Origin of the sequence: Streptosporangium sp. NPDC000095, from assembly GCF_042899335.1 — a bacterium.
In the GTDB taxonomy this organism is placed as follows: domain Bacteria; phylum Actinomycetota; class Actinomycetes; order Streptosporangiales; family Streptosporangiaceae; genus Streptosporangium.
Genome location: NZ_JBIAZS010000002.1, coordinates 283,471 through 303,837, shown reverse-complemented (window position 1 = coordinate 303,837; position 20,367 = coordinate 283,471). Strand labels below are relative to the sequence as shown.

The window sequence follows — 20,367 nt, the reverse complement described above, 5'->3', positions numbered from 1 at the left end:
CCGTCTCGGTCACCAGGCCGACGGAGGAGACGCCATGACCGTCGAAACCACCCCGGAGCAGCAGGCGCCGGTGAACCTGGTCACCGTCACCATCGACGGCTTCCAGGTGAGCGTCCCCAAGGGCACGCTCATCATCCGGGCCGCCGAACTGCTCGGCATCCAGATCCCCCGGTTCTGCGACCACCCGCTGCTCGAACCGGCCGCCAACTGCCGCCAGTGCCTGGTGGACATCCCCGACGCCGGCAACGGCCGCGGCTTTCCCAAGCCGCAGCCCTCCTGCGCGATCGAGGTCGCCGAGGGCATGGTCGTGCAGACCCAGCTCACCTCCCCGGTCGCCGAGAAGGCGCAGCGCGGCGTGATGGAGCTGCTGCTCCTGAACCACCCGCTCGACTGCCCGGTCTGCGACAAGGGCGGCGAGTGCCCGCTGCAGAACCAGGCGATGTCCAACGGCCAGGGCGAGAGCCGCTTCGTCGAGAAGAAGCGGATCTTCGAGAAGCCGGTCGCGCTCTCCTCGGAGGTGCTGCTCGACCGCGAGCGCTGCGTCCAGTGCGCGCGCTGCATCCGCTTCTCCGACGAGATCGCCGGCGACCCGCTCATCGACTTCTTCGAGCGCGGTGCCAAGGAGCAGGTCGCCACCGCCGACGGCCGCCCGTTCGAGTCCTACTTCTCCGGCAACACCGTGCAGATCTGCCCGGTGGGCGCGCTGACCGGTGCCGCGTACCGCTTCCAGGCCCGCCCGTTCGACCTGGTCTCCACGCCCAGCGCCTGCGAGCACTGCGCGAGCGGCTGCTCGCTGCGCACCGACCACCGGCGCGGCAAGGTCACCCGCCGCCTCGCCGGGGACGACCCCGAGGTGAACGAGGAGTGGAACTGCGACAAGGGTCGCTGGGCCTTCACCTACGCCACCCAGCCCGACCGGCTGAAGACCCCCCTCGTCCGTGACGAGGAGGGACGCCTGGTCCCCGCCTCCTGGCCCGAGGCGTTCGCCGCGGCCGCCAAGGGCCTGTCCGCGGCACGCGGACGCGCGGGCGTGCTGGTCGGCGGTCGCCTCACCGTCGAGGAGGCGTATGGGTACGCGAAGTTCGCCCGGATCGCCCTCGGCACGAACGACGTCGACTTCCGCGCCAGGCCGCACTCCGAGGAGGAGGCGCGGTTCCTGGCGCACGCCGTCGCCGGCCGGGGCATCGAGGTCCGCTACGCCGACCTGGAGAAGGCGCCCGCGGTGCTCCTGGCCGGGTTCGAACCCGACGAGGAGTCGCCGATCGTCTTCCTGCGCCTTCGCAAGGCGGCGAGGAAGAAGGGCCTGAAGGTCTTCTCGGTCGCCCCGTTCGCCGGTCCCGGCCTCGCGAAGATGGGCGGCACCCTCATCCCGGCGGTGCCGGGCACCGAGACCGCCGTGCTGGACGACCTGGCCGCCGTGGACGCGATCGCCGCCGAGGCGATCAGGCAGCCGGGCGCGATCATTCTCGCCGGTGAGCGGCTCGCCACCATGCCGGGCGCACTCTCGGCGCTGCTGCGGCTCGCCGACTCCACCGGCGCCCGGCTGGCCTGGATCCCGCGCCGCGCCGGTGAGCGCGGGGCGATCGAGGCCGGTGCGCTGCCGAACCTGCTGCCGATCGGCCGCCCGGTCGGCGACGAGACCGCCCGCGCCGAGGTGGCGAGGGCCTGGAACGTCGCCTCCCTGCCCGAGGGGGAGGGCCGCGACACCACCGCCATGCTGGCGGCGGCGCTCGACGGCCAGATCGACGCCCTCGTCGTCGCCGGTGTCGACCCCTACGACCTGCCGGCGCCGCAGGCCGCACTGCTCGCCCTGGAGAACACCCCGTTCATCGTGAGCCTGGAGCAGCGCGCCAGCGCGGTCACCGACCGCGCCGACGTGGTGCTCCCCGTCGCCGTGGTGGCCGAGAAGTCGGGCACCTTCGTCGACTGGGAGGGACGCGGGCGCACCTTCGCCGAGGCGATCCCGGTTCCGGGGATCATGAGTGACCTGCGGGTCGTCTCCGCCATCGCCGACGCGATGGACGTGCACCTCGGCCTGCCCGACCCGGCCGCCGCCCGCCGCGAGCTCGGCGCGATCGGCGCGTGGCGCGGCCCCAGGGCCGCCGCTCCCGACGCGGCCGGCCGGACCGCGGCCAGGCCGGCCGCGGGAGAGGCCGTCCTGGCCAGCTGGCACCTGCTGCTCGACGACGGTCGCCTGCAGGCCGGAGAGCCGTACCTGGCGGGCACCGCCCGCCCGGCGTACGCGCTGGTGTCGGAGTCGACCGCGGCCGAGTCCGGCCTGGTCGACGGCGGCGAGATCGTCGTCACCGGCGAGCGCGGCTCGCTGAGCCTGCCCTTCCGGATCGCGGACCTGCCCGACCGGGTGGTGTGGCTGCCCGCCAACTCCGCGGGTCGCTCGGTCACCCGGGACCTGCGCGCCGTCGCGGGTGACGTCGTCAGGATCGGCGCCTCCTCGCCAGGCGTCGTGCCTGAAGTCGTGCCTGCAGGAGACGCCGCCGTCGCGCCCGCCGCGGCGAGCCCGGTCACACCGGGCTCGGCGAGCACCGTCGCGGGCACCGGACCCGACGAGCGTGCCACCGGCACCACGGCCGGCGAGGCACGTGCCGCCGGCGAAGCCAACGAGGAGCGGTAATGAATGCCCGGACTCTTCTAGCGGCCGATCCGACCCTCGCCGACTTCGGCAAGGACCCGCTCTGGATCAGCATCATCAAGGCCGTCGTCATCTTCATCGTCCTGATGCTGGGCGTGTTGTTCGGCGTGTGGTTCGAGCGCAAGCTCATCTCCCGCATGCAGAACCGGTACGGCCCCAACCGGGCGGGCAAGTTCGGGTTGCTCCAGTCGGTGGCCGACGGTCTCAAGATGGGGCTGAAGGAAGACCTGATGCCCAGGACCGTCGACAAGGTGATCTACTTCATCGCCCCGGTCGTCCTGGCGGTCCCGGCCTTCATGGCCTTCTCCGTCATCCCGATGGGCCCGATGGTCTCGATGTTCGGGGTGCAGACGCCGCTGCAGCTCACCGACCTTCCGGTCGCGGTGCTGCTGGTGCTCGCGATGGCCTCGATCGGCGTGTACGGCATCGTGCTGGCGGGCTGGGGCTCGCGCTCCCCCTACTCGATGCTCGGCGGCCTGCGGGCCAGCGCCCAGGTGGTCTCGTACGAGATCGCGATGGGCCTGTCGTTCGTGGGCGTCTTCCTGTTCGCCGGGACCCTCTCCACCTCGGAGATCGTCGCGAAGCAGGCGTCGGGCGGGGTGTTCCCGCTCTTCGGCCTGGAGATCCCGATGCCCTCCTGGTACATGGTCCTGCTGATCCCGTCCTTCCTGATCTACATCATCACGATGCTGGGCGAGACGAACCGGGTCCCCTTCGACCTGCCCGAGGGTGAGGGCGAACTGGTCGGCGGCTTCCAGACCGAATACTCCAACTCGTTGAAGTTCGCGGTCATCATGCTCGCCGAGTACGTCAACGTCTTCGTGGTCTCCGCGGTCTCCATCACCCTGTTCATGGGCGGCTGGCGGGCCCCGTGGCCGATCTCGATGTGGGACGGGGCCAACACCGGCTGGTGGCCGCTGCTGTGGTTCTTCCTCAAGATGGTGCTGGTCTTCTCCTTCTTCGTCTGGTGCCGGGCCTCGCTGCCGCGCGTCAGGTACGACCAGCTGATGGCCCTCGGCTGGAAGATCCTCATCCCGGTCAACCTGGCCTGGATCATGCTCGTCGCCACGGTGCGGGCCCTGCAGCTGGAGGGCACGGACCGCTCGCTCGTGCTCATCCTGGCCGCGGTCGTGATGATCGCCTGCCTCGGGATCTGGTGGCGCTTCGACAGCGTGTTGCAGAAGCGCAAGGAGGCCAAGGCCGCCCAGGTCGAGGCCGAGTTCGAGCAACTCCAAGCCGAGCCGTCCGCGGGTGGCTTCCCGGTGCCGCCGCTCGACCTGCCGCACTACCACGGTGTAGCGCGCAAGGAGGTTCCCAGTGGGAGCAACTGATTGGCTGAACCCCATCAAGGGGTTCGGCGTGACCTTCCACACGATGTTCAAGAAGGTCGAGACGGTCAACTATCCCGAGGAGCAGCGGCCCACGGCGCCGCGCTTCCACGGCCGGCACCAGCTCAACCGCTGGCCCGACGGCCTGGAGAAGTGCGTCGGCTGCGAGCTGTGCGCCTGGGCGTGCCCGGCCGACGCGATCTTCGTCGAGGGCGCGGACAACACCGACGAGGAGCGGTTCTCGCCGGGTGAGCGCTACGGGCGCACCTACCAGATCAACTATCTGCGGTGCATCCTGTGCGGCCTGTGCATCGAGGCGTGCCCGACACGGGCGCTCACGATGACCAACGAGTACGACCTCGCCGACACCAGCCGTGAGAGCCTGATCTACACCAAGGAGATGCTGCTCGCGCCGCTCGGTCCCGGCATGGAGATCCCGCCGCACCCCATGCGTCTCGGCGAGAACGAAGAGGACTACTACCGGCTGGGACGCAACAATGGGTGAGACCATCACGTTCTGGGTTCTCGCGGTCGTCTCGGTGGGGGCCGCCCTCGGGCTCGTCTTCAGCCGCAGGGCGGTCTACTCGGCGCTGATGCTGGGCGTCGTCATGCTGTCGCTCGCCGTGCTGTACGCCGTCCAGGAGGCCCCCTTCCTCGCCGCGGTGCAGATCATCGTCTACACCGGCGCGGTCATGATGCTCTTCCTGTTCGTCCTGATGCTCGTCGGCGTCGACTCCGCCGACTCGCTGGTCGAGACGATCAGGGGACAGCGCCTGTGGGCGTCCGTCGCGGGCCTGAGCTTCGCGGTACTGCTCGCCCTGGGCGTCGGCAACGCCGTCTACGCCCCGCCCGTCGGCCTCGACGCGGCCGTGCAGGCGGCGGGCGGCAACGTGCCCGGTCTGGCGGAGCTCATCTTCACCAGATACGTCTTCGCCTTCGAGGTCACCTCGGCGCTGCTGATCACCGCCGCGCTCGGCGCGATGGTGCTGGCGCACCGCGAGCGCATCCGGCCCAAGGCCACCCAGCGTGACCTGGCCCGCGCCCGCTTCGCCGGCCCGCAGCCCTCGCCGCTGCCGGGGCCCGGCACCTACGCGCTGCACAACGCGATCGACATGCCGGCCCTGCTGCCCGACGGCACGGTCTCGGAGAAGTCCGTCAACCGGGTGCTCGCCCGGCAGGTCGCGGAGGGCTTCGAGCCGACCGACCCGGAGAAGGCGGCGCTCATCAAGCAGGTCCTGGAGAAGGAGGCGGCGCAGGGCCGTGACTCCGACTCGGGCGACGAGCCCGTCCATGTGAGGGACGCGGCACTCCAGCAGGAGGACGGCAAGTGACGACTCACTATCTGGTGCTCTCCGCGCTGCTGTTCGCGATCGGCGCCGTCGGTGTGCTGGTGCGGCGCAACGCGATCGTGGTGTTCATGTGCGTGGAGCTCATGCTCAACGCCTGCAACCTCGCGTTCGTCACCTTCGCCAGACAGCATGGCAACCTGGACGGCCAGATCATCGCGTTCTTCGTGATGGTGGTGGCCGCGGCCGAGGTCGTCGTCGGCCTCGCCATCATCGTGATGATCTTCCGAACCCGCAGGTCCGCGTCGGTGGACGACGCCAACCTGCTGAAGTACTAAGAGGTGGCCGTGGAACCCGCTGAGATCATCCAGCATTCCGGGGGCGTGATCGGAGTCTCCTGGCTCATGATCGCCCTCCCGCTGCTCGGCGCCGCGGTCCTGTTGCTGGGCGGGCGTCGCACCGACCGCTGGGGGCACCTCCTCGGCGTCGCGATGTCCCTGGCCGCCTTCGTGGTGGCGGTCGCCGCCTTCGTCGAGATCCTCGGCCTGCCCGAAGCACAGCGCCGCCAGGGCGTCGCGCTCTACCAGTTCATCCCCGGCATCGCCGACATGGGGCTGCTGATCGACCCGCTGTCGATCAGCTTCGCCCTGCTGATCACCGGTGTGGGATCGCTGATCCACATCTACTCGATCGGCTACATGTCGCACGACCAGGACCGGCGCAGGTTCTTCGCGTACCTGAACCTGTTCGTCGCGGCGATGCTCCTGCTGGTGCTGGCCGACAACTACGTCGCCCTGTTCATCGGATGGGAGGGCGTGGGCCTCGCCTCGTACCTGCTCATCGGGTTCTGGCAGTTCAAGCCCTCGGCGGCGGCCGCGGCGAAGAAGGCCTTCATCGTCAACCGCGTCGGTGACTTCGGCCTGCTGATCGCGATCTTCACGATCTTCACGACGTTCGGCACGGTCGCCTTCGGCGACCTGTCCAAGCAGACGGTGAGCGGGGCGCTCCAGTCCGGCGACGTCTCGCAGGGCACGATCACCGCGATCGGCCTGCTGCTGCTCCTGGGCGCCTGCGGAAAGTCGGCCCAGCTGCCGCTGCAGTCGTGGCTGCTGGACGCGATGGAGGGCCCGACCCCGGTCTCGGCGCTCATCCACGCCGCGACCATGGTCACCGCGGGCGTCTACCTGGTCGTCCGCTCCGGCGCGTTCTTCGAGGCGGCCCCGACCGCGCAGCTCGTCGTGACGATCGTCGGTGTGGCCACGCTGCTCGCCGGTGCGATCATCGGTTGCGCCAAGGACGACATCAAGAAGGGCCTCGCGGGCTCGACGATGTCGCAGATCGGCTACATGATGCTCGGCGCGGGCCTCGGCCCCGCCGGCTACGCGTTCGCCATCGCGCACCTGATCGGACACGGCTTCTTCAAGGCCAACATGTTCCTCGGGGCGGGCTCGGTGATGCACGCCATGAACGACGAGGTCGACATGCGCAAGTACGGTGGCCTGTTCTCGGTGATGAAGGTCACCGCGGCCACCTTCATCGTCGGCTACCTCGCGATCATCGGGTTCCCGCTGCTGTCCGGTTACTTCACCAAGGACGGCATCATCGAGACGGCGATGCACCACGACCCGATCCTGGGCTGGCTCGCGGTGCTGGGCGCGGGCATCACCGGCTTCTACATGTCGCGGATGATCTTCATGACCTTCTTCGGCAAGAAGCGCTGGGCCGACGACGCGCACCCGCACGAGTCGCCCTCGGTGATGACCGTGCCGCTCATCCTGCTCTCGATCGGCTCGATCGTCCTGGGCGCCTTCATGATCCTGGACAACCGGCTCATGAGTTTCCTCGCCCCCGCGGTCGGCCTGCCCGAGAAGCTTCCGGTATTCCACTTCATCAGCGTCCCCGGCCTGACCACGCTCGCGCTGGTCGCCGTCGGTGCCGCGCTCGCCTGGTTCCGCTACGGCGCCGCCGAGGTTCCCCGGGTCGCCCCGCGCGGCTCGTTCGTCACCACCTTCGCCCGCCGTGACCTGTACGGCGACGCGCTGAACGAGGCGCTGTTCATGCGCCCCGGCCAGTGGCTGGCCCGCATCGCGGTGTTCTTCGACAACCGCGGCATCGACGGCCTGGTCAACGGCCTGGCGGCGGGGATCGGCGGGACCTCCGGGCGGCTGCGCCGCATCCAGACCGGCTACGTGCGGTCCTACGCGTTGTCCATCCTCTTCGGTGCCGCCGTGGTCGTTGGCGCGCTGCTCTACGTAGGGAACATGTGATGCCCTGGCTCTCGACCCTGATAGCCGTGCCCCTGCTGGGCGCGGTGGGTGTCTCCCTTGTCAAGAGTGACAAGCTCGCCAAGCTGCTGGCCCTGGTGGTCTCGCTCGTCGTGCTGGTGCTCACCGGCGCCGTCGCGGCCCAGTTCAGCCCGAACTCCCAGACGCGGTTCCAGTTCGCCGAGGTCTACGAGTGGATCCCGAGCTTCGGCGTCCACTACGGCGTCGGCGTCGACGGCATCGCCCTGGTGCTGATCGCGCTGTCGGCGGTGCTCGTGCCGATCGTGATCCTCGCCTCCTGGCACGACGCCGACGGCTCGGGGGCCGCGGCACCGCCCAAGCGGTCGGTGAAGACCTACTTCGCGCTGCTGCTGGTGCTGGAAGCGATGATGATCGGCGTCTTCGCGGCGACCGACGTCTTCCTGTTCTACGTCTTCTTCGAAGCGATGCTCATCCCGATGTACTTCATGATCGGGTCGTACGGCGGGGCGCAGCGGTCCTACGCGGCCGTGAAGTTCCTGCTGTACTCGCTCTTCGGCGGCCTGCTCATGCTGGTCGCGGTGATCGCGCTCTACGTGGTCGCCCAGAAGAACACCTTCATGTTCCCCGAGCTGATCGGGGTCGTTCAGGACCCGACCACGCAGAAGTGGCTCTTCGCGGGCTTCTTCATCGCGTTCGCGGTGAAGGCGCCGCTGTGGCCGTTCCACACCTGGCTGCCCGACGCCGCCGCGCAGGCCCCGGCCGGTGCCGCGGTGCTGCTGGTGGGCGTGCTGGACAAGGTCGGTACGTACGGGATGCTCCGCTTCTGCCTGGAGCTGTTCCCCGAGGCGTCGAAGTTCTTCACCCCGCTGGTGATCGTGCTCGCGGTCGTGGGCATCGTCTACGGCGCGATCGTGGCGATCGGCCAGACCGACATGAAGCGCCTGATCGCCTACACCTCGATCTCGCACTTCGGCTTCATCGCGCTGGGTGTCTTCGCGATGACCGCGAACGCGGGCGCGGGCGCCACCCTCTACATGGTGAACCACGGCTTCTCGACCGGTGCGTTGTTCCTCATCGCCGGATTCCTGATCTACCGCCGGGGTTCCAGTCAGATCGCCGACTACGGAGGCGTGCAGAAGGTCGCCCCGCTGCTCGCGGGCACCTTCCTGATCGCCGGTCTTTCCGGGCTCTCTCTGCCGGGTCTGTCCACGTTCGTCAGCGAGTTCATGGTCCTGGTCGGCACCTACGAGCGTTACCCGATCCCGGCGATCATCGCGACGAGCGGCGTCGTCCTCGCGGCCGTCTACATCCTGTGGATGTACCAGCGCATGATGACCGGTGCTCCGAACCCGGCGTACGCCGTGGCCGCCTCCTCCCCGAAGGAGCCGGTCTCCTCGGAGGAAGGATCCGCGCAGGTCACGGCCGACTCCCCGAAGAAGACCTACGCCATGCCCGACCTCAACCGGCGTGAGATGTACGTGGTGGCTCCGCTGATCGCGGTGCTCCTCATCCTGGGCTTCTATCCCAAGCCGGTGCTCGACGTGATCAATCCCGCGGTGGACAAGACGCTCACCAGCGTCAAGATCGACCAGCCCAACCCCGCCGTGGCAGACCAGAAGGGGGCCGGCGAGTGAACGGCACCATCAAAGCCCCGATGATCGAGTACGCGTTGCTCTCGCCGATGCTGCTCGTCTTCGGTGCCGCCATCCTCGGCGTGCTGATCGAGGCGTTCGCGCCCCGCTACCTGCGCAAGTCGATCCACATGCCGCTCACGCTGCTCGCCCTGCTCGGGGCGTTCCTCATGACGGTGCTCAACGCCGTCAACGGCCTGCCGGACACCCCGGCGGCGATGGGCTCCATCGCGGTGGACGGGCCCTCCCTGTTCATCTGGGGCATCATCCTCGTTCTCGCCCTGGTCAGCACGCTCCTGATCAACGACGAGGACCAGTTCGTCGCGCAGGCGGCGGCGGTGCCGGGAAGCCCCGACGAGGAGGAGGCGATCCTCAGCGGTCACGCCCAGACCGAGGTCTATCCGCTGCTGCTGTTCTCGGTCGGCGGCATGTTGCTCTTCGCCGCCTCCAACGACCTGCTGGTCATGTTCGTCGCGCTTGAGGTCCTGTCCCTGCCGCTGTACCTGCTCTGTGGCCTGGCCCGCCGTCGCCGCCTGCTCTCGCAGGAGGCCTCGGTCAAGTACTTCCTGCTCGGCGCGTTCTCCTCGGCCTTCTTCCTGTACGGGATGGCCCTGGTCTACGGCTACGCCGGATCGGTGGACCTGCGGGCCATCAGCGACTCGCTCAGCGCGGTCAGCGGCCAGGAGACGCTGCTGCTGATCGGTACCGCGATGCTCGGCATCGGCCTGCTCTTCAAGATCGGAGCCGCGCCGTTCCAGGCATGGAAGCCTGACGTCTACCAGGGCGCGCCCACCGCGGTCACCGCTCTGATGGCCTCCACCGTGCTCGTCGCGGCCTTCGGCGCCGTCCTCAGAGTCTTCTGGGTGGCTCTGGGGGGTCTTGAGTGGAACTGGAAGCCGGTCATGTGGGGCGTCGCGATCCTGACGATGATCGTCGGCGCGATCCTGGCGATCACCCAGACCGAGATCAAGCGGATGCTCGCCTACTCCTCGATCGCGCACGCGGGCTTCCTGCTCACCGGCGTCGTCGCGGTCGGCGCCGCCGAGCAGAACGCGCAGGCCCTGTCGGCGATCCTGTTCTACCTGGCCGCGTACGGCTTCACCACGGTCGGCGCCTTCGCGGTCGTCACCATGGTCCGCGACGCGGGAGGCGAGGCCGGGCACCTGTCCCGGTGGGCGGGTCTGGGCAAGCGCGCCCCGGTGCTCGCGGGCATCTTCGCCTTCTTCCTGCTCGCCTTCGCCGGCATCCCGCTCACCAGCGGTTTCTTCGGCAAGTACGCCGTTTTCTCGGCGGCGGTCGCCGGTGACGCGCTGCCGTTGGTCGTCGTGGGTGTGGTCAGTTCGGCGATCGCGGCGTTCTTCTACGTCCGCGTCATCGTGCTGATGTTCTTCAGCGAGCCCTCCGCCGACGGTCCGTCCATCGCGGCTCCCACGGTGGGCACCTCGGCGGTGGTCGCTCTCGCGGCAGCGGCTACGGTAGTGCTCGGAGTCTTCCCGCAGCCGGTGCTCGATCTCGCGGACAAGGCTGCGTCCGCGCTGTTCATTCGCTAGAGGAGTAACGTTTCATGGCTGCGCCACCGGTTGTTGATCTCCCGCTTGTCGACGAACGGCTGGCGCAGGACCTCGCTACCGGACTGGCGGAGGTCGAGAAGCTGCTGCGGTCCTCGGTGCAGAGCGAGGACGCCTTCGTCACGGAGGCGTCCAAGCACCTCATCGAGGCCGGCGGCAAGAGGTTCCGGGCGATGCTGGTCCTGCTCGCCGCCCAGTTCGGCTCACCGGAGTCCGCGGGCGTGGTGCCGGGAGCCGTGGTGATCGAGCTGACCCACCTGGCGACGCTCTATCACGACGACGTGATGGACGAGGCCTCGGTCCGCAGGGGTTCCGCCTCGGTGAACGCCCGCTGGAACAACACCGTGGCCATCCTGACCGGCGACTACCTGTTCGCCCAGGCGTCGGAGATCCTCGCGGACCTCGGCTCCGACATCATCAGGATCCAGGCCCAGACGTTCTCCCGCCTGGTGCGCGGCCAGATTCGCGAGACCATCGGTCCTCGCCCCGGTGACGACCCGGTGGCCCACTACATCGGGGTGCTGGCCGACAAGACCGGCTCGCTGGTGGCCACCGGCGGCCGGTTCGGCGCGATGCTCAGCGGTGCCTCGCCCGAGATCATCGAGCGTGTGACCCGGGCCTGCGAGGCGATCGGGGTCGCCTGGCAGCTCGGCGACGACCTGCTCGACGTCGCCGCCGAGACGGGCGAGTCGGGCAAGACGCCAGGAACCGACCTGCGCGAGGGCATCCGGACCCTGCCGGTGCTCTACGTCCTCGCCTCGGACGCTCCCGAGAACGCCCGCCTGCGCGAGCTGCTGGCCGGCCCGGTGGCGGAGGAGGACATCGAGGAGGCCCTGCGCCTGCTCCGCGCCGACCCCGCCATGGAGCGTGCCCGCGCCGAGCTGCTCGCCTGGGCCGACCGCGCCCGCGAGGCGCTCAACGGCCTCCCCGACATCCCGGCCCGCGCCGCCTACCTGGCACTGTGCGACTACGTGGTGGAGCGGTCCGGCTGACGCTCGGCCCATCGTGTGGCCGGGGTACGGTCCCGTCGTCCGGCACGTGCCGGGGAGCCGTTCGGCCTGGTCCTGACCACGTGGGGGAGTTGTCCGCCCGGCCCCCGACCCCGTCGGGGGCCGTCACCCGCCCCGCGCGACCACGTCGTGAAACGTTCGGGCCCGCTGTCGCGGGCATGGTCACCCGCCCCGCGTGACCGCCTCGTGAAACGTTCGGGTGGGCCACCGCAGGCATGATCATCGGCTGGCTCGGCCGAGCTTTTTTCGTGTCTCTTCCACGATATTGCTTGCAGATGAAAGCAAATAATGCACGTGCATGTAGACTCCTGCCGATGGAACACCCCAGGAGGAATCACCATGTCGTGGGACCGTTTCGCCCTCTTGCACGCTCGCGTGGAGGCGGAGTTGACCAAGGCACTCCAGCGCGGGCACGGCCTCGGCCTGTCGGAGTACCGCGCACTGGGACGGCTCGCCACCGCTCCCGGCGGCTGCATGCGCATGCAGGAGCTCGCCGAGGCGGTGGGACTCAACCAGAGCTCGGTCACCCGCCTTGTCGCCCGCCTTGAATCGGCCGGAATGACCCGGCGTGACCTCTGCTCGGACGACCGTCGCGGCGTCTACTCGGTGATCACCGACGAGGGGCGCACCCGCCTTGCGGGGGCCACGCCCACCTACGAGCGCTCGCTCGCCGCGGCCCTGGAACAGGCCGACGTCGACCCGGAGCTCAGCCCGCTCGTCCTCGCGGTACGCGGCTCCTGACCGTCCCCGGTCACGGTTTCCACGGTTTCCACGCTTTCCACACTCCCGGGCTCTCGTGCCGGGACGGATTTCGCGACCGTTCGGCGGGACCGGGCGGCCGCCCTGAGGCTGTCCCAGGTGAAGATCGACAGCGCCAGCCAGATGACGCAGAATCCCAGCCAGCGACTGGGCGGCATGACCTCCCGCATGACGAACACGCCGCACAGGAACTGCAGCAGCGGGGCGATGTACTGCAGCAGGCCGATCGTGGTGAGCGGTATCCGGATCGCGGAGGCGGTGAAGCAGAGCAGCGGGACGGCGGTGACCACACCCGCCCCCGCCAGCAGCAACGCGTGGCCCGCTCCCACGTTGCCGAACGTGCTCGTCCCCTGCTGCTCCAGATAGACCAGGTAGCCCAGCGCGGGCAGCAGCAGCACCAGCGTCTCGACCGTCATGCTCTCCGCCGCGCCCACCCCGGCGGTCTTCTTGACCAGCCCGTACGTGCCGAAGCTCGCGGCCAGCACGAGCGCGATCCACGGCGGACGCCCGTAGTCGAAGGCGAGGATGACCACCGCCACCGTGCCCAGTCCCACCGCGACCCACTGCCACCTTCGCAGCCGCTCCTTCAGCAGGAACACCCCGAAGAGCACGCTGACCAGCGGGTTGATGAAGTAGCCGAGCGCTCCTTCGACCACGTTGCCGCTGTTGACGGCGTAGATGTAGAGGCCCCAGTTGACCGTGATGATCGCCGCCGCCAAGACGAGGAGGCCGAGCTTCCGCGGAGTGCGCAGGAGCGCGCGGAACCAGGACCAGTGGCGTCGTACCGCCAGAATGGCGACCACGGCGACGAGAGACCACGCGATACGGTGAGCGAGGATCTCCAGGGCGGTGGAGGGCTTCAGGAGCGGCCAGTACAGCGGGAACAGTCCCCACATGCTGTAGGCGGCGATGCCGTACAGAACTCCCCGGCGTGTTTCAGGCATGTAGCCCATCTTCGCCCCTTACTTTATTTACCGCAATTTAGTAGTGCTTTTCTATCTGTTAAGAGATCCTTACGGGAACACGGATGGGTGGCCCGTGGTTGCCTCCTGGTGAGAACGTGTCAGGAGGAGGTTCACAATGGGCTGGTTGTTCGGCAAGGACAAGACGACGATGGTGTCCCCGGAGAACGCGATCCCGGGCCGCCCCACACCGATCATGGTGCCCGGCCGGCACGCCGTCCTCGACGCCCCGCTCGCCCCGCCGTACCCCGAGGGAAGCGAGATCGCCGACTTCGGCCTCGGCTGTTTCTGGGGCGCCGAGCGCATCTTCTGGCAGACCCCGGGCGTGATCTCCACCTCGGTCGGATACGCGGGTGGTTACACCCAGAACCCGACGTACGAGGAGGTCTGCAGCGGCCAGACCGGTCACACCGAGCTCGTCCGCGTCGTCTTCGACCCCTCCAAGGTGTCGTACGAGGAGCTGCTGCGCGTCTTCTGGGAGGCGCACAACCCCACCCAGGGCATGCGCCAGGGCAACGACGTCGGCACGCAGTATCGCTCGGCGATCTACTTCAACTCCCCCGAGCAGGAGAAGTCGGCTCTCACCTCGCGTGACGCCTACCAGCAGGTGCTCACCGAGTCGGGCTACGGCCCCATCACCACCGAGATCGCCCCGGCGGGTGCCTACTACCTTGCCGAGGAGTATCACCAGCAGTACCTCTACAAGAACCCCGGCGGCTACTGCGGCATCGGCGGCACCGGTGTGAGCTGCCCCGTCGGACTGACCTCCGGCGAGGCCTGACCTGGATTTCACCGGCCGTACTCCATCCGGGTGCGGCCGGCAGCACCTGTCCAAGGTCCTCGGACGGCCACCGCGGCATCGACGGCACCAACCTCTCTTTCCGGGCTGGGCTGGTTTCCCTGCGAAGTGAGGGCTCGACCGCACGTTCTGTCGGTTGGCGAACTTCCGAGTTATTTGCTACTTCGAGTAGTAAACTGGTTGCATGAGTGTGCCTGAGCGGGAGTTCGCCCCGGGAGACGGTCCGGCGGCCAAGGTCAGTGTTTCCCTGCGCGCGGGGAACATCCGGGCGGTCAGGGAACGCGTCGGAGCACGCGGGTTCTCCGCCTATGTCGATGCCGCGGTTGAACGTCAGATCGAGCGGGATCTCCTGGAGGAGGCGCTTCAGGCGAATGAGGCCGCCTCCGGGCTGATTCCGCAGGCATTGCGGGATGAGGCGGCGGAGCTGTTCCGCAGTGTGAAGTCCGCGCCAGAGCTTCAGGAAGAGGGCGGATGGCGCGCGCACGAAGCAGGCTGAGCGCGGGCACCGTGGTCCTCGACTGCGAAGGTCTCGTCAGGTGGTGCGAGGCCGACCAGAGGGTGACCGCGATCGTGCGGGGGGCTCAGGACAACGACTTCCGGGTCGTTGTCAGCGCGATGACGCCGATCGAGGCTCAGGACGTCCGGGTGAAGAGCGATCGCCTCAGATGGCATCTGTCCCGGCTGAAGGTCGAGCCGGTGACCGAGGACATCTGCGCGCGGGCGATCGAGCTTCTGCGTGATGCCCGGCTGCATGGTCACAAGTACGCCATCGATGCCGTGGTGGCCGCCACCGCTCTGCGTGCGGTCAGGCCGGTGATCGTCGTCACCTCCGACGAGGACGACATGCACCGGCTCTGTGGGAAAACCGTCAAGGTCGTCGGAGTCTGAGGCCCACCGGCCACTTGGCAGTGCACGGTGGCCAGCCACCAACGTCAAGCTGGGTGACCCGTCCGAGCGGTCCGTCTGTCGGAGAGGTCTGATTCCCGCAGAGGATTAATCCTCTGGATCGCGCTCGTAGTGTCGCCGCCCTCGCGGTCGGAGGCGCCGTCCTCGCCACGGCGCTGCTGTGGGCCGTTGCCCAGATCCTGCGTATCGACTTACGCGTCGACCCCCGCAACGGCCAGCCACCCGGGGTCATCAGCTTGCCGTTCGCCGCCACCCTCACACTCGCCCTCTCCCTGCTCGGCTGGGGCACGCGTGCGCTGCTGAACCGGCTGACCCGCCGGGCGCCGGTCATCTGGGCCGTGATCGCCGTTCTCGTGTTGCTGGTGTCCGTTCCTGCCGTTGTTCGCGGTCGAGGCGACAGGCGGGACCAAGGCCATCCTGGCGCTGATGCACCTCGCCGTCGGTGTGGTACTGATCCCGGTCTTCGGCCGCCGGACAGCGTGATCACCCGCTGTTCGCGATGCTGGTCCCGGTCTCCGGTCGGCTCACCCCGGCTGTAGCAGTTCGACGAGTTCCGGGGCGATGCCCCGGAATTTCCGGTCCGCGGTGAGCAGCGCGTCGGCCCCCGCCTCGCGGGCGGTCGCGACGATGAGGGCGTCCGGTACTCGAATCGTCAGGTCCGCGGCCCTGAGCAGGGCCGCGCCCTCGGCCGTCGCCTCGTCCACCCCGACGATCCGATCGATGACGGCGGCACGGAATGTTCCGAGCATCCTCTCGGCCGCGACACCCTTGCGGACCGCACCCACCCGCAGTTCGCCCCAGGTGATCACGGAGATGGCGAACGAGGCCGCCTTGTCCTCCCAGCGGCGAACGGCGTCACGGGCATGACTGTGCAGCGCGTCGTCGGGATCGAGCAGGCCGGCGATGACGTTGGTGTCGAGCATCACGGTAGGCACCCGTCAGCACCAGCTCTCGCGGCTCGCCTCGACGTCCACGGCCTCGGTGAAGCCGGGGATGGTGCCGATCACCCCGTCGAGACGGCTGCGGTGTCGCCGGATGATGATCTGGCCGCCTTCTTCGGCGATGTCGACCGGGTCTCCCGGGTGAAGACCGAGCTTGCGCAGCACCGCCGCCGGCAGGGTCACCTGGTTCTTGCTGGAGATGCGCGCCGGCCCCGTACGCCTGGCACGTGTCCTCTTGCCGTGTTCCATAACCTTTACCTTCACCCTCATGGGTAAAGGTTAAACGGTGTCACGTGAAGCGTGCGAGCGATTACGGAAAGTTGTCGGCCGGTCGTCGGCATCGGTCGGCCAAGAGGCCGGGGTGTGGAGGGGGCGCGATCGAGGATGCGAGCCGGGGGATGGTCGTCGCGGGCCGGGGTGCGCCGACACCTCGCGGAAGAGTCGATGAACTTTTCCGTCGAATAGGCAAATAAACAATAACGCCGCTTTTGGAACGATGTACGTAGCCCCATGCTTCTGGGGAGACACCTATCGATCTACTAGGAGCAAACTCCTGTGGCACCCCCCCGAGTACGTCGGCTGCTCACGGCCATGAGTCTGCCACTGGTGGTCGCGGCGACCATGACGGCACTGCCCAGCACCGCGAACGCCCTCTCGTCCGACGTCGTCATCTCCGCCGTGTACGGCGGCGGCGGCAACTCCGGAGCGATCTTCAAGAACGACTACATCGAACTGGCCAACACCACCGGCAGCCCCGTCGACGTCTCGGGCTGGAGCGTCCAGTACGCCTCGGCCGCGGGCGCCGTCTTCCAGCTCACCAGGCTGACCGGTAGCATCCCCGCGAACGGCAGGTACCTCGTCCAGCAGGCCGCGGGCGCCGCGGGCTCCGTCGACCTGCCCACCCCCGACGCCATCGGCACGATCCCCATGTCGGGCACCTCCGGCGTCGTCGCCCTGGTCACGACCCAGATCCCGCTGGTGGGCTGCGGCATCTCCTGCTCGACCGCTCCGAACGTCAAGGACCTGGTCGGTTACGGCGCGACCGCGAATGTCGAGACCCTCGCCGCCCCCGCGCTCACCAACACCACGGCCATCGCCCGCGTCGGAGCGCTGACCGACACCGACAACAACGCCGCCGACTTCACCTCCGGCGTGCCGAAGGTCACCAACTCCGCGGGCACCACGGTCACCGCGGGCGACCCGGGCGGCCCCGTCGACCCGACCCCTGGCACCACCCGCATCCACGACATCCAGGGCGCGGGCCGGATCTCCCCGATCGTCGGGCAGAGCGTCACGAACGTCCCGGGCATCGTCACCGCCGTCCGGGTGACGGGCAACTCGCGCGGCTTCTGGTTCCAGGACCCGTCCGCCGACGCCGACCCTCTGACCAGCGAGGGCCTGTTCGTCTTCACCGGCTCGACGTCGCCGACGGTCGTCATCGGGGACTCCGTCCTGGTCTCCGGCCGCGTCACCGAGTACCGCCCGGCCGCCGGCGCGCAGAGCCTCACCGAGCTCGGCGGCACTATCAGCACCATCAGGCTCAACGGCGGCAACGCGCTGCCCGCACCCGTCCCGGTCGCCTTCCCCGACGCCTACACCAAGAGCGGCAGCCTGGAGGCCCAGCCCCTGGAGCCGTCCTCCTACGTGCTGGACTGGCTTGAGATCCACGAGGGCATGCGGATCACCGTCGCCCAGGACACCCGCCTGATCAGCCCGGTCAACACGGAGTTCTCCGAACTCTGGGTGACGCTCAAGCCGGGTCAGAACCCGACTCCGCGCGGCGGTTCCGTCTACAAGGGCTACGACGACCCGAACAGCGGCCGGCTGATGATCCTCTCGCTGAACGGCGCGCCCGCCGCCAACGTCGGCTCCACGCTGGCCGCCGGCACCACCGGTCCGCTCGACTACCAGTCGTTCGGCGGTTATGTCCTGCAGGCCACCCAGCTCGGCGCGATCACCGAGGGCGGTCTCAAGCGCCAGAAGGTGCTCCCGCCGAAGAAGCAGGGCGACCTGTCCGTCGCGACGTACAACGTCGAGAACCTCGCCGCCACCAACCCGGCCGCCAAGTTCGCGCGGCTGGCCGAGGCGGTTGTCAACAACCTCGGCAAGCCCGACATCCTCGCCCTGGAGGAGATCCAGGACAACAACGGCGCCACCAACAACGGCGTCGTCGCGGCCGACGAGACCGTCGCGAAGTTCATCGCGGCGATCCAGGCCGCGGGCGGCCCCGCGTACGACTGGCGCTCCGTCGACCCGAACGACGGCACCGACGGCGGCGAGCCCGGCGGCAACATCCGCCCGGTGTTCCTGTTCAACCCCGCGCGCGTGACGTTCGTCGACCGCCCCGGCGGCGACGCCGACACGGCCGTCTCCGTCGTTCGCGAGCGGCCGACCAGCAACCAGATCTCCCTGTCGGTCTCACCCGGCCGGATCAACCCGACCAGCGGCGCCTGGGCCTCCAGCCGTAAGCCGCTCGTCGGCGAGTTCCGCTACGACGGTGACAAGCAGCTGTTCGTCGTCGCCAACCACTTCAACTCCAAGGGCGGCGACTACCCGCTGAGCGCGGCCGTGCAGCCCCCCGTCCGGAGCTCCGAGGTCCAGCGCGTCAAGCAGGCCACCGAGGTCCGCGACTTCGTCAAGGACCTCTCCGTCAAGAGCGCCGGTCGCGCCGAGGTCATCGTCCTGGGCGACCTCAACGACTACCAGTTCAGCCCCACCCTCCAGACCATCACCGAGAACGGCACCCTCCTCAAGACCCTGGTCGACACCCTCCCCGTCGACCAGCGCTACAGCTACGTCTTCGACGGCAACTCCCAGGTCCTCGACCACATCCTCATCAGCCCCGCCATCAAGGGCTACTCCTACGGCGTCGTCCACATCAACGCCGAATTCTCCGACCAGGCCAGCGACCACGACCCCCAGATCATCCGCATCCTCACCGGCTGCAACACCGACCCCCTCCCCACCCGCTGCCGCCCCGGCAGCCCCGTCGTGGACGAGTGACCCTTAGTTCCACGAAAAGCGCCCGTCCTCCCGAGGACGGGCGCTTTTCCCGTTCCGTTCCTGCGCCTGGACGTAGCCGCCTCGCGGTCGCGCCGACCAGCCCGGCGTGGGCATCGGAGATGACCAGTTGCACGCCGGACAGGCCGCGCGTCACCAGGCCGCGCAGGAACGCCAGCCAGCCGGCGCCGTCCTCGGCGGAGGTGACCTCCAGGCCGAGGATCTCCCGGTTGCCGCCTGCGTTGACCGCGGTGGCCACCAGCACGTGCACGTTGATGATCCGCCCGCCCTCGCGGACCTTCTGCGTCAACGCGTCCAGCCAGACGAACGCGTACGGGCCGGCGTCCAAGGCCCGGGTGCGGAAGGCCTCCACCCGGGCGTCCAGCACCTTGGCCATCTCACTGACCTGGCTTTTGGAAATGTGTTTGATGCCGAGCTGTTCGACCAGTTTGTCCACCCGCCGGGTGGAGACGCCGAGCAGGTAGCTGGTGGCCACCACGCTGATCAGGGCTTGTTCGGCCCGGCGCCTGCGTTCCAGCAGCCAGGCGGGAAAGTAGGAGCCCGAGCGTAGTTTCGGGATGGCGAGCTCGACGGTGCCGGACCGGGTGTCCCAGTCGCGGACGCGATATCCGTTGCGCCGGTTGGTGCGCTCGTCGCTGCGGGTGCCGTACTCGGCGCCGCATCGGCGGGATTTCCTTGTGATCCACAAGCGCCTCGCAAGCAGGTTCCGCCACGGTCCCAAGAGAAGGCGGCGACGGGGGAGGGCGGGATTGAAGGTTCCGGGACGTGCTTCCATGTGCCTGCTGGCGGCTTGCCTGTGCGAGCTGGTGGTCGTGGGGGTCAGCCTCGCTCTTCTGCCCGGCCTTGCGGCGGAGTTGGAGAGACAGGAGAAGAGCGGTGACGGGGTGAGCTTCCACACCGAGTTCGCGCTGAACAAGGCCCAGACGCTTCTGTACTCCTACGCCGTGCTAGGGGCGATCACGCTGGCGCTGGCGGCTTTGGCATGGCGACGAGACGGGACGCCGGGCACGCGGGCCGCCATGGCGGTGGGCCTCGTACCATACACGCTGCTCTGTTTCTTCCTGTGGTCGACGTCGGTTTTCCGGGCCGATGAAATCCTGGACCGGTACTCGCACCTGGCCGCCTGGCCGGCGATCGTGGTCTGGTTCCTCTATATCGCCGCAACGATCCTGCTGTTCCTCTCCAGGAAGAACGTTCGTGGGGCTGACTAGATGATCATTTACGAGGGGTGGGAGCCGGCCGATGTGATCAGCGGTCAAC

The 20,367-nt window shown here is 68.6% G+C and carries 18 protein-coding genes and 2 pseudogenes; 16 read left to right on the top strand and 4 right to left on the bottom strand.

Features of this window, described 5'->3' with window-relative positions; translation table 11 throughout:
- Nucleotides 1-34: 34 nt before the first annotated feature.
- From ACFY3V_RS06740 to ACFY3V_RS06695, 10 genes are all read left to right on the top strand, one after another.
- Nucleotides 35-2,632: an NADH-quinone oxidoreductase subunit G gene (locus ACFY3V_RS06740; protein WP_389770744.1), complete on the top strand. Its 2,598-nt coding sequence runs from the start codon at nt 35-37 to the stop codon at nt 2,630-2,632.
- Nucleotides 2,632-3,981 (top strand): NADH-quinone oxidoreductase subunit NuoH, encoded by a 1,350-nt coding sequence (nuoH, locus tag ACFY3V_RS06735; protein ID WP_362896821.1) that lies wholly within the window; start codon nt 2,632-2,634, stop codon nt 3,979-3,981. Before ACFY3V_RS06740 ends, nuoH begins: the two co-directional genes overlap by 1 nt.
- Nucleotides 3,968-4,483 (top strand): NADH-quinone oxidoreductase subunit NuoI, encoded by a 516-nt coding sequence (gene nuoI, locus ACFY3V_RS06730; RefSeq protein ID WP_350942633.1) that lies wholly within the window; start codon nt 3,968-3,970, stop codon nt 4,481-4,483. Before nuoH ends, nuoI begins: the two co-directional genes overlap by 14 nt.
- On the top strand, nt 4,476-5,309 hold the full coding sequence (locus ACFY3V_RS06725) for an NADH-quinone oxidoreductase subunit J (RefSeq protein WP_350942635.1): 834 nt from the start codon (nt 4,476-4,478) through the stop codon (nt 5,307-5,309). Before nuoI ends, ACFY3V_RS06725 begins: the two co-directional genes overlap by 8 nt.
- Nucleotides 5,306-5,602 (top strand): NADH-quinone oxidoreductase subunit NuoK, encoded by a 297-nt coding sequence (gene nuoK, locus ACFY3V_RS06720; protein WP_350942636.1) that lies wholly within the window; start codon nt 5,306-5,308, stop codon nt 5,600-5,602. The genes ACFY3V_RS06725 and nuoK overlap by 4 nt, the downstream gene beginning before the upstream one ends.
- Before the next feature lie 66 nt (nt 5,603-5,668).
- Complete coding sequence (nuoL, locus tag ACFY3V_RS06715; protein ID WP_362896892.1) at nt 5,669-7,531, top strand: NADH-quinone oxidoreductase subunit L; 1,863 nt, start codon at nt 5,669-5,671, stop codon at nt 7,529-7,531.
- Complete coding sequence (locus ACFY3V_RS06710; protein ID WP_389770738.1) at nt 7,531-9,144, top strand: NADH-quinone oxidoreductase subunit M; 1,614 nt, start codon at nt 7,531-7,533, stop codon at nt 9,142-9,144. The genes nuoL and ACFY3V_RS06710 overlap by 1 nt, the downstream gene beginning before the upstream one ends.
- Nucleotides 9,141-10,691 carry an NADH-quinone oxidoreductase subunit NuoN gene (nuoN, locus tag ACFY3V_RS06705; RefSeq protein ID WP_362896817.1) on the top strand — a complete coding sequence of 517 codons (1,551 nt, stop codon included), beginning with the start codon at nt 9,141-9,143 and terminating at the stop codon, nt 10,689-10,691. The genes ACFY3V_RS06710 and nuoN overlap by 4 nt, the downstream gene beginning before the upstream one ends.
- A 14-nt stretch (nt 10,692-10,705) precedes the next feature.
- On the top strand, nt 10,706-11,701 hold the full coding sequence (locus ACFY3V_RS06700; protein ID WP_350942642.1) for a polyprenyl synthetase family protein: 996 nt from the start codon (nt 10,706-10,708) through the stop codon (nt 11,699-11,701).
- 357 nt (nt 11,702-12,058) lie between these two features.
- Nucleotides 12,059-12,460 carry a MarR family transcriptional regulator gene (locus ACFY3V_RS06695; protein WP_350942644.1) on the top strand — a complete coding sequence of 134 codons (402 nt, stop codon included), beginning with the start codon at nt 12,059-12,061 and terminating at the stop codon, nt 12,458-12,460.
- On the opposite strand, the gene rarD is transcribed toward ACFY3V_RS06695, so the two are convergent.
- A complete protein-coding gene (gene rarD / locus ACFY3V_RS06690) occupies nt 12,373-13,422 on the bottom strand; it encodes an EamA family transporter RarD (protein WP_389770732.1) in 1,050 nt (349 codons plus the stop codon). The two genes, ACFY3V_RS06695 and rarD, sit on opposite strands and share 88 nt — an antisense overlap.
- 136 nt (nt 13,423-13,558) lie before the next feature.
- Here rarD and msrA point away from each other — a divergent pair, with 136 nt between their 5' ends.
- The 4 genes and pseudogenes from msrA (at nt 13,559) to ACFY3V_RS06670 (ending at nt 15,628) form a co-directional block, all read left to right on the top strand.
- Nucleotides 13,559-14,221, top strand: coding sequence for a peptide-methionine (S)-S-oxide reductase MsrA (gene msrA, locus ACFY3V_RS06685; RefSeq protein WP_362896814.1), 663 nt, complete (start codon nt 13,559-13,561; stop codon nt 14,219-14,221).
- Between the two features lie 202 nt (nt 14,222-14,423).
- On the top strand, nt 14,424-14,735 hold the full coding sequence (locus ACFY3V_RS06680; protein WP_362896813.1) for a hypothetical protein: 312 nt from the start codon (nt 14,424-14,426) through the stop codon (nt 14,733-14,735).
- Nucleotides 14,711-15,127 (top strand): PIN domain-containing protein, encoded by a 417-nt coding sequence (locus ACFY3V_RS06675; RefSeq protein ID WP_389770728.1) that lies wholly within the window; start codon nt 14,711-14,713, stop codon nt 15,125-15,127. The genes ACFY3V_RS06680 and ACFY3V_RS06675 overlap by 25 nt, the downstream gene beginning before the upstream one ends.
- A gap of 104 nt (nt 15,128-15,231) precedes the next feature.
- Nucleotides 15,232-15,628 (top strand): annotated as a pseudogene (locus ACFY3V_RS06670) (DUF6069 family protein).
- Nucleotides 15,629-15,669: 41 nt separating this feature from the next.
- On the opposite strand, the gene ACFY3V_RS06665 reads toward ACFY3V_RS06670, so the two are convergent.
- Together ACFY3V_RS06665 and ACFY3V_RS06660 are read right to left on the bottom strand one after the other, a co-directional pair.
- Nucleotides 15,670-16,080 (bottom strand): PIN domain-containing protein, encoded by a 411-nt coding sequence (locus ACFY3V_RS06665; protein WP_362896811.1) that lies wholly within the window; start codon nt 16,078-16,080, stop codon nt 15,670-15,672.
- A 3-nt stretch (nt 16,081-16,083) separates the two neighbouring features.
- Entirely contained in the window at nt 16,084-16,335 is a 252-nt protein-coding gene (locus ACFY3V_RS06660) for an AbrB/MazE/SpoVT family DNA-binding domain-containing protein (protein ID WP_362896810.1), read from the bottom strand.
- Nucleotides 16,336-16,677: 342 nt separating this feature from the next.
- Between ACFY3V_RS06660 and ACFY3V_RS06655 the strand changes: the two genes are divergently transcribed.
- Entirely contained in the window at nt 16,678-19,089 is a 2,412-nt protein-coding gene (locus ACFY3V_RS06655) for a lamin tail domain-containing protein (protein WP_389770723.1), read from the top strand.
- A 49-nt stretch (nt 19,090-19,138) separates the two neighbouring features.
- On the opposite strand, the pseudogene ACFY3V_RS06650 reads toward ACFY3V_RS06655, so the two are convergent.
- Nucleotides 19,139-19,882, bottom strand: a pseudogene (locus tag ACFY3V_RS06650) (transposase); the annotation flags it as partial.
- Here ACFY3V_RS06650 and ACFY3V_RS06645 point away from each other — a divergent pair.
- Nucleotides 19,881-20,318, top strand: a complete 438-nt coding sequence (locus ACFY3V_RS06645) for a hypothetical protein (RefSeq protein ID WP_389770720.1) — start codon at nt 19,881-19,883, stop codon at nt 20,316-20,318. The pseudogene ACFY3V_RS06650 and the gene ACFY3V_RS06645 overlap by 2 nt on opposite strands.
- The last annotated feature ends 49 nt before the right edge of the window (nt 20,319-20,367 follow it).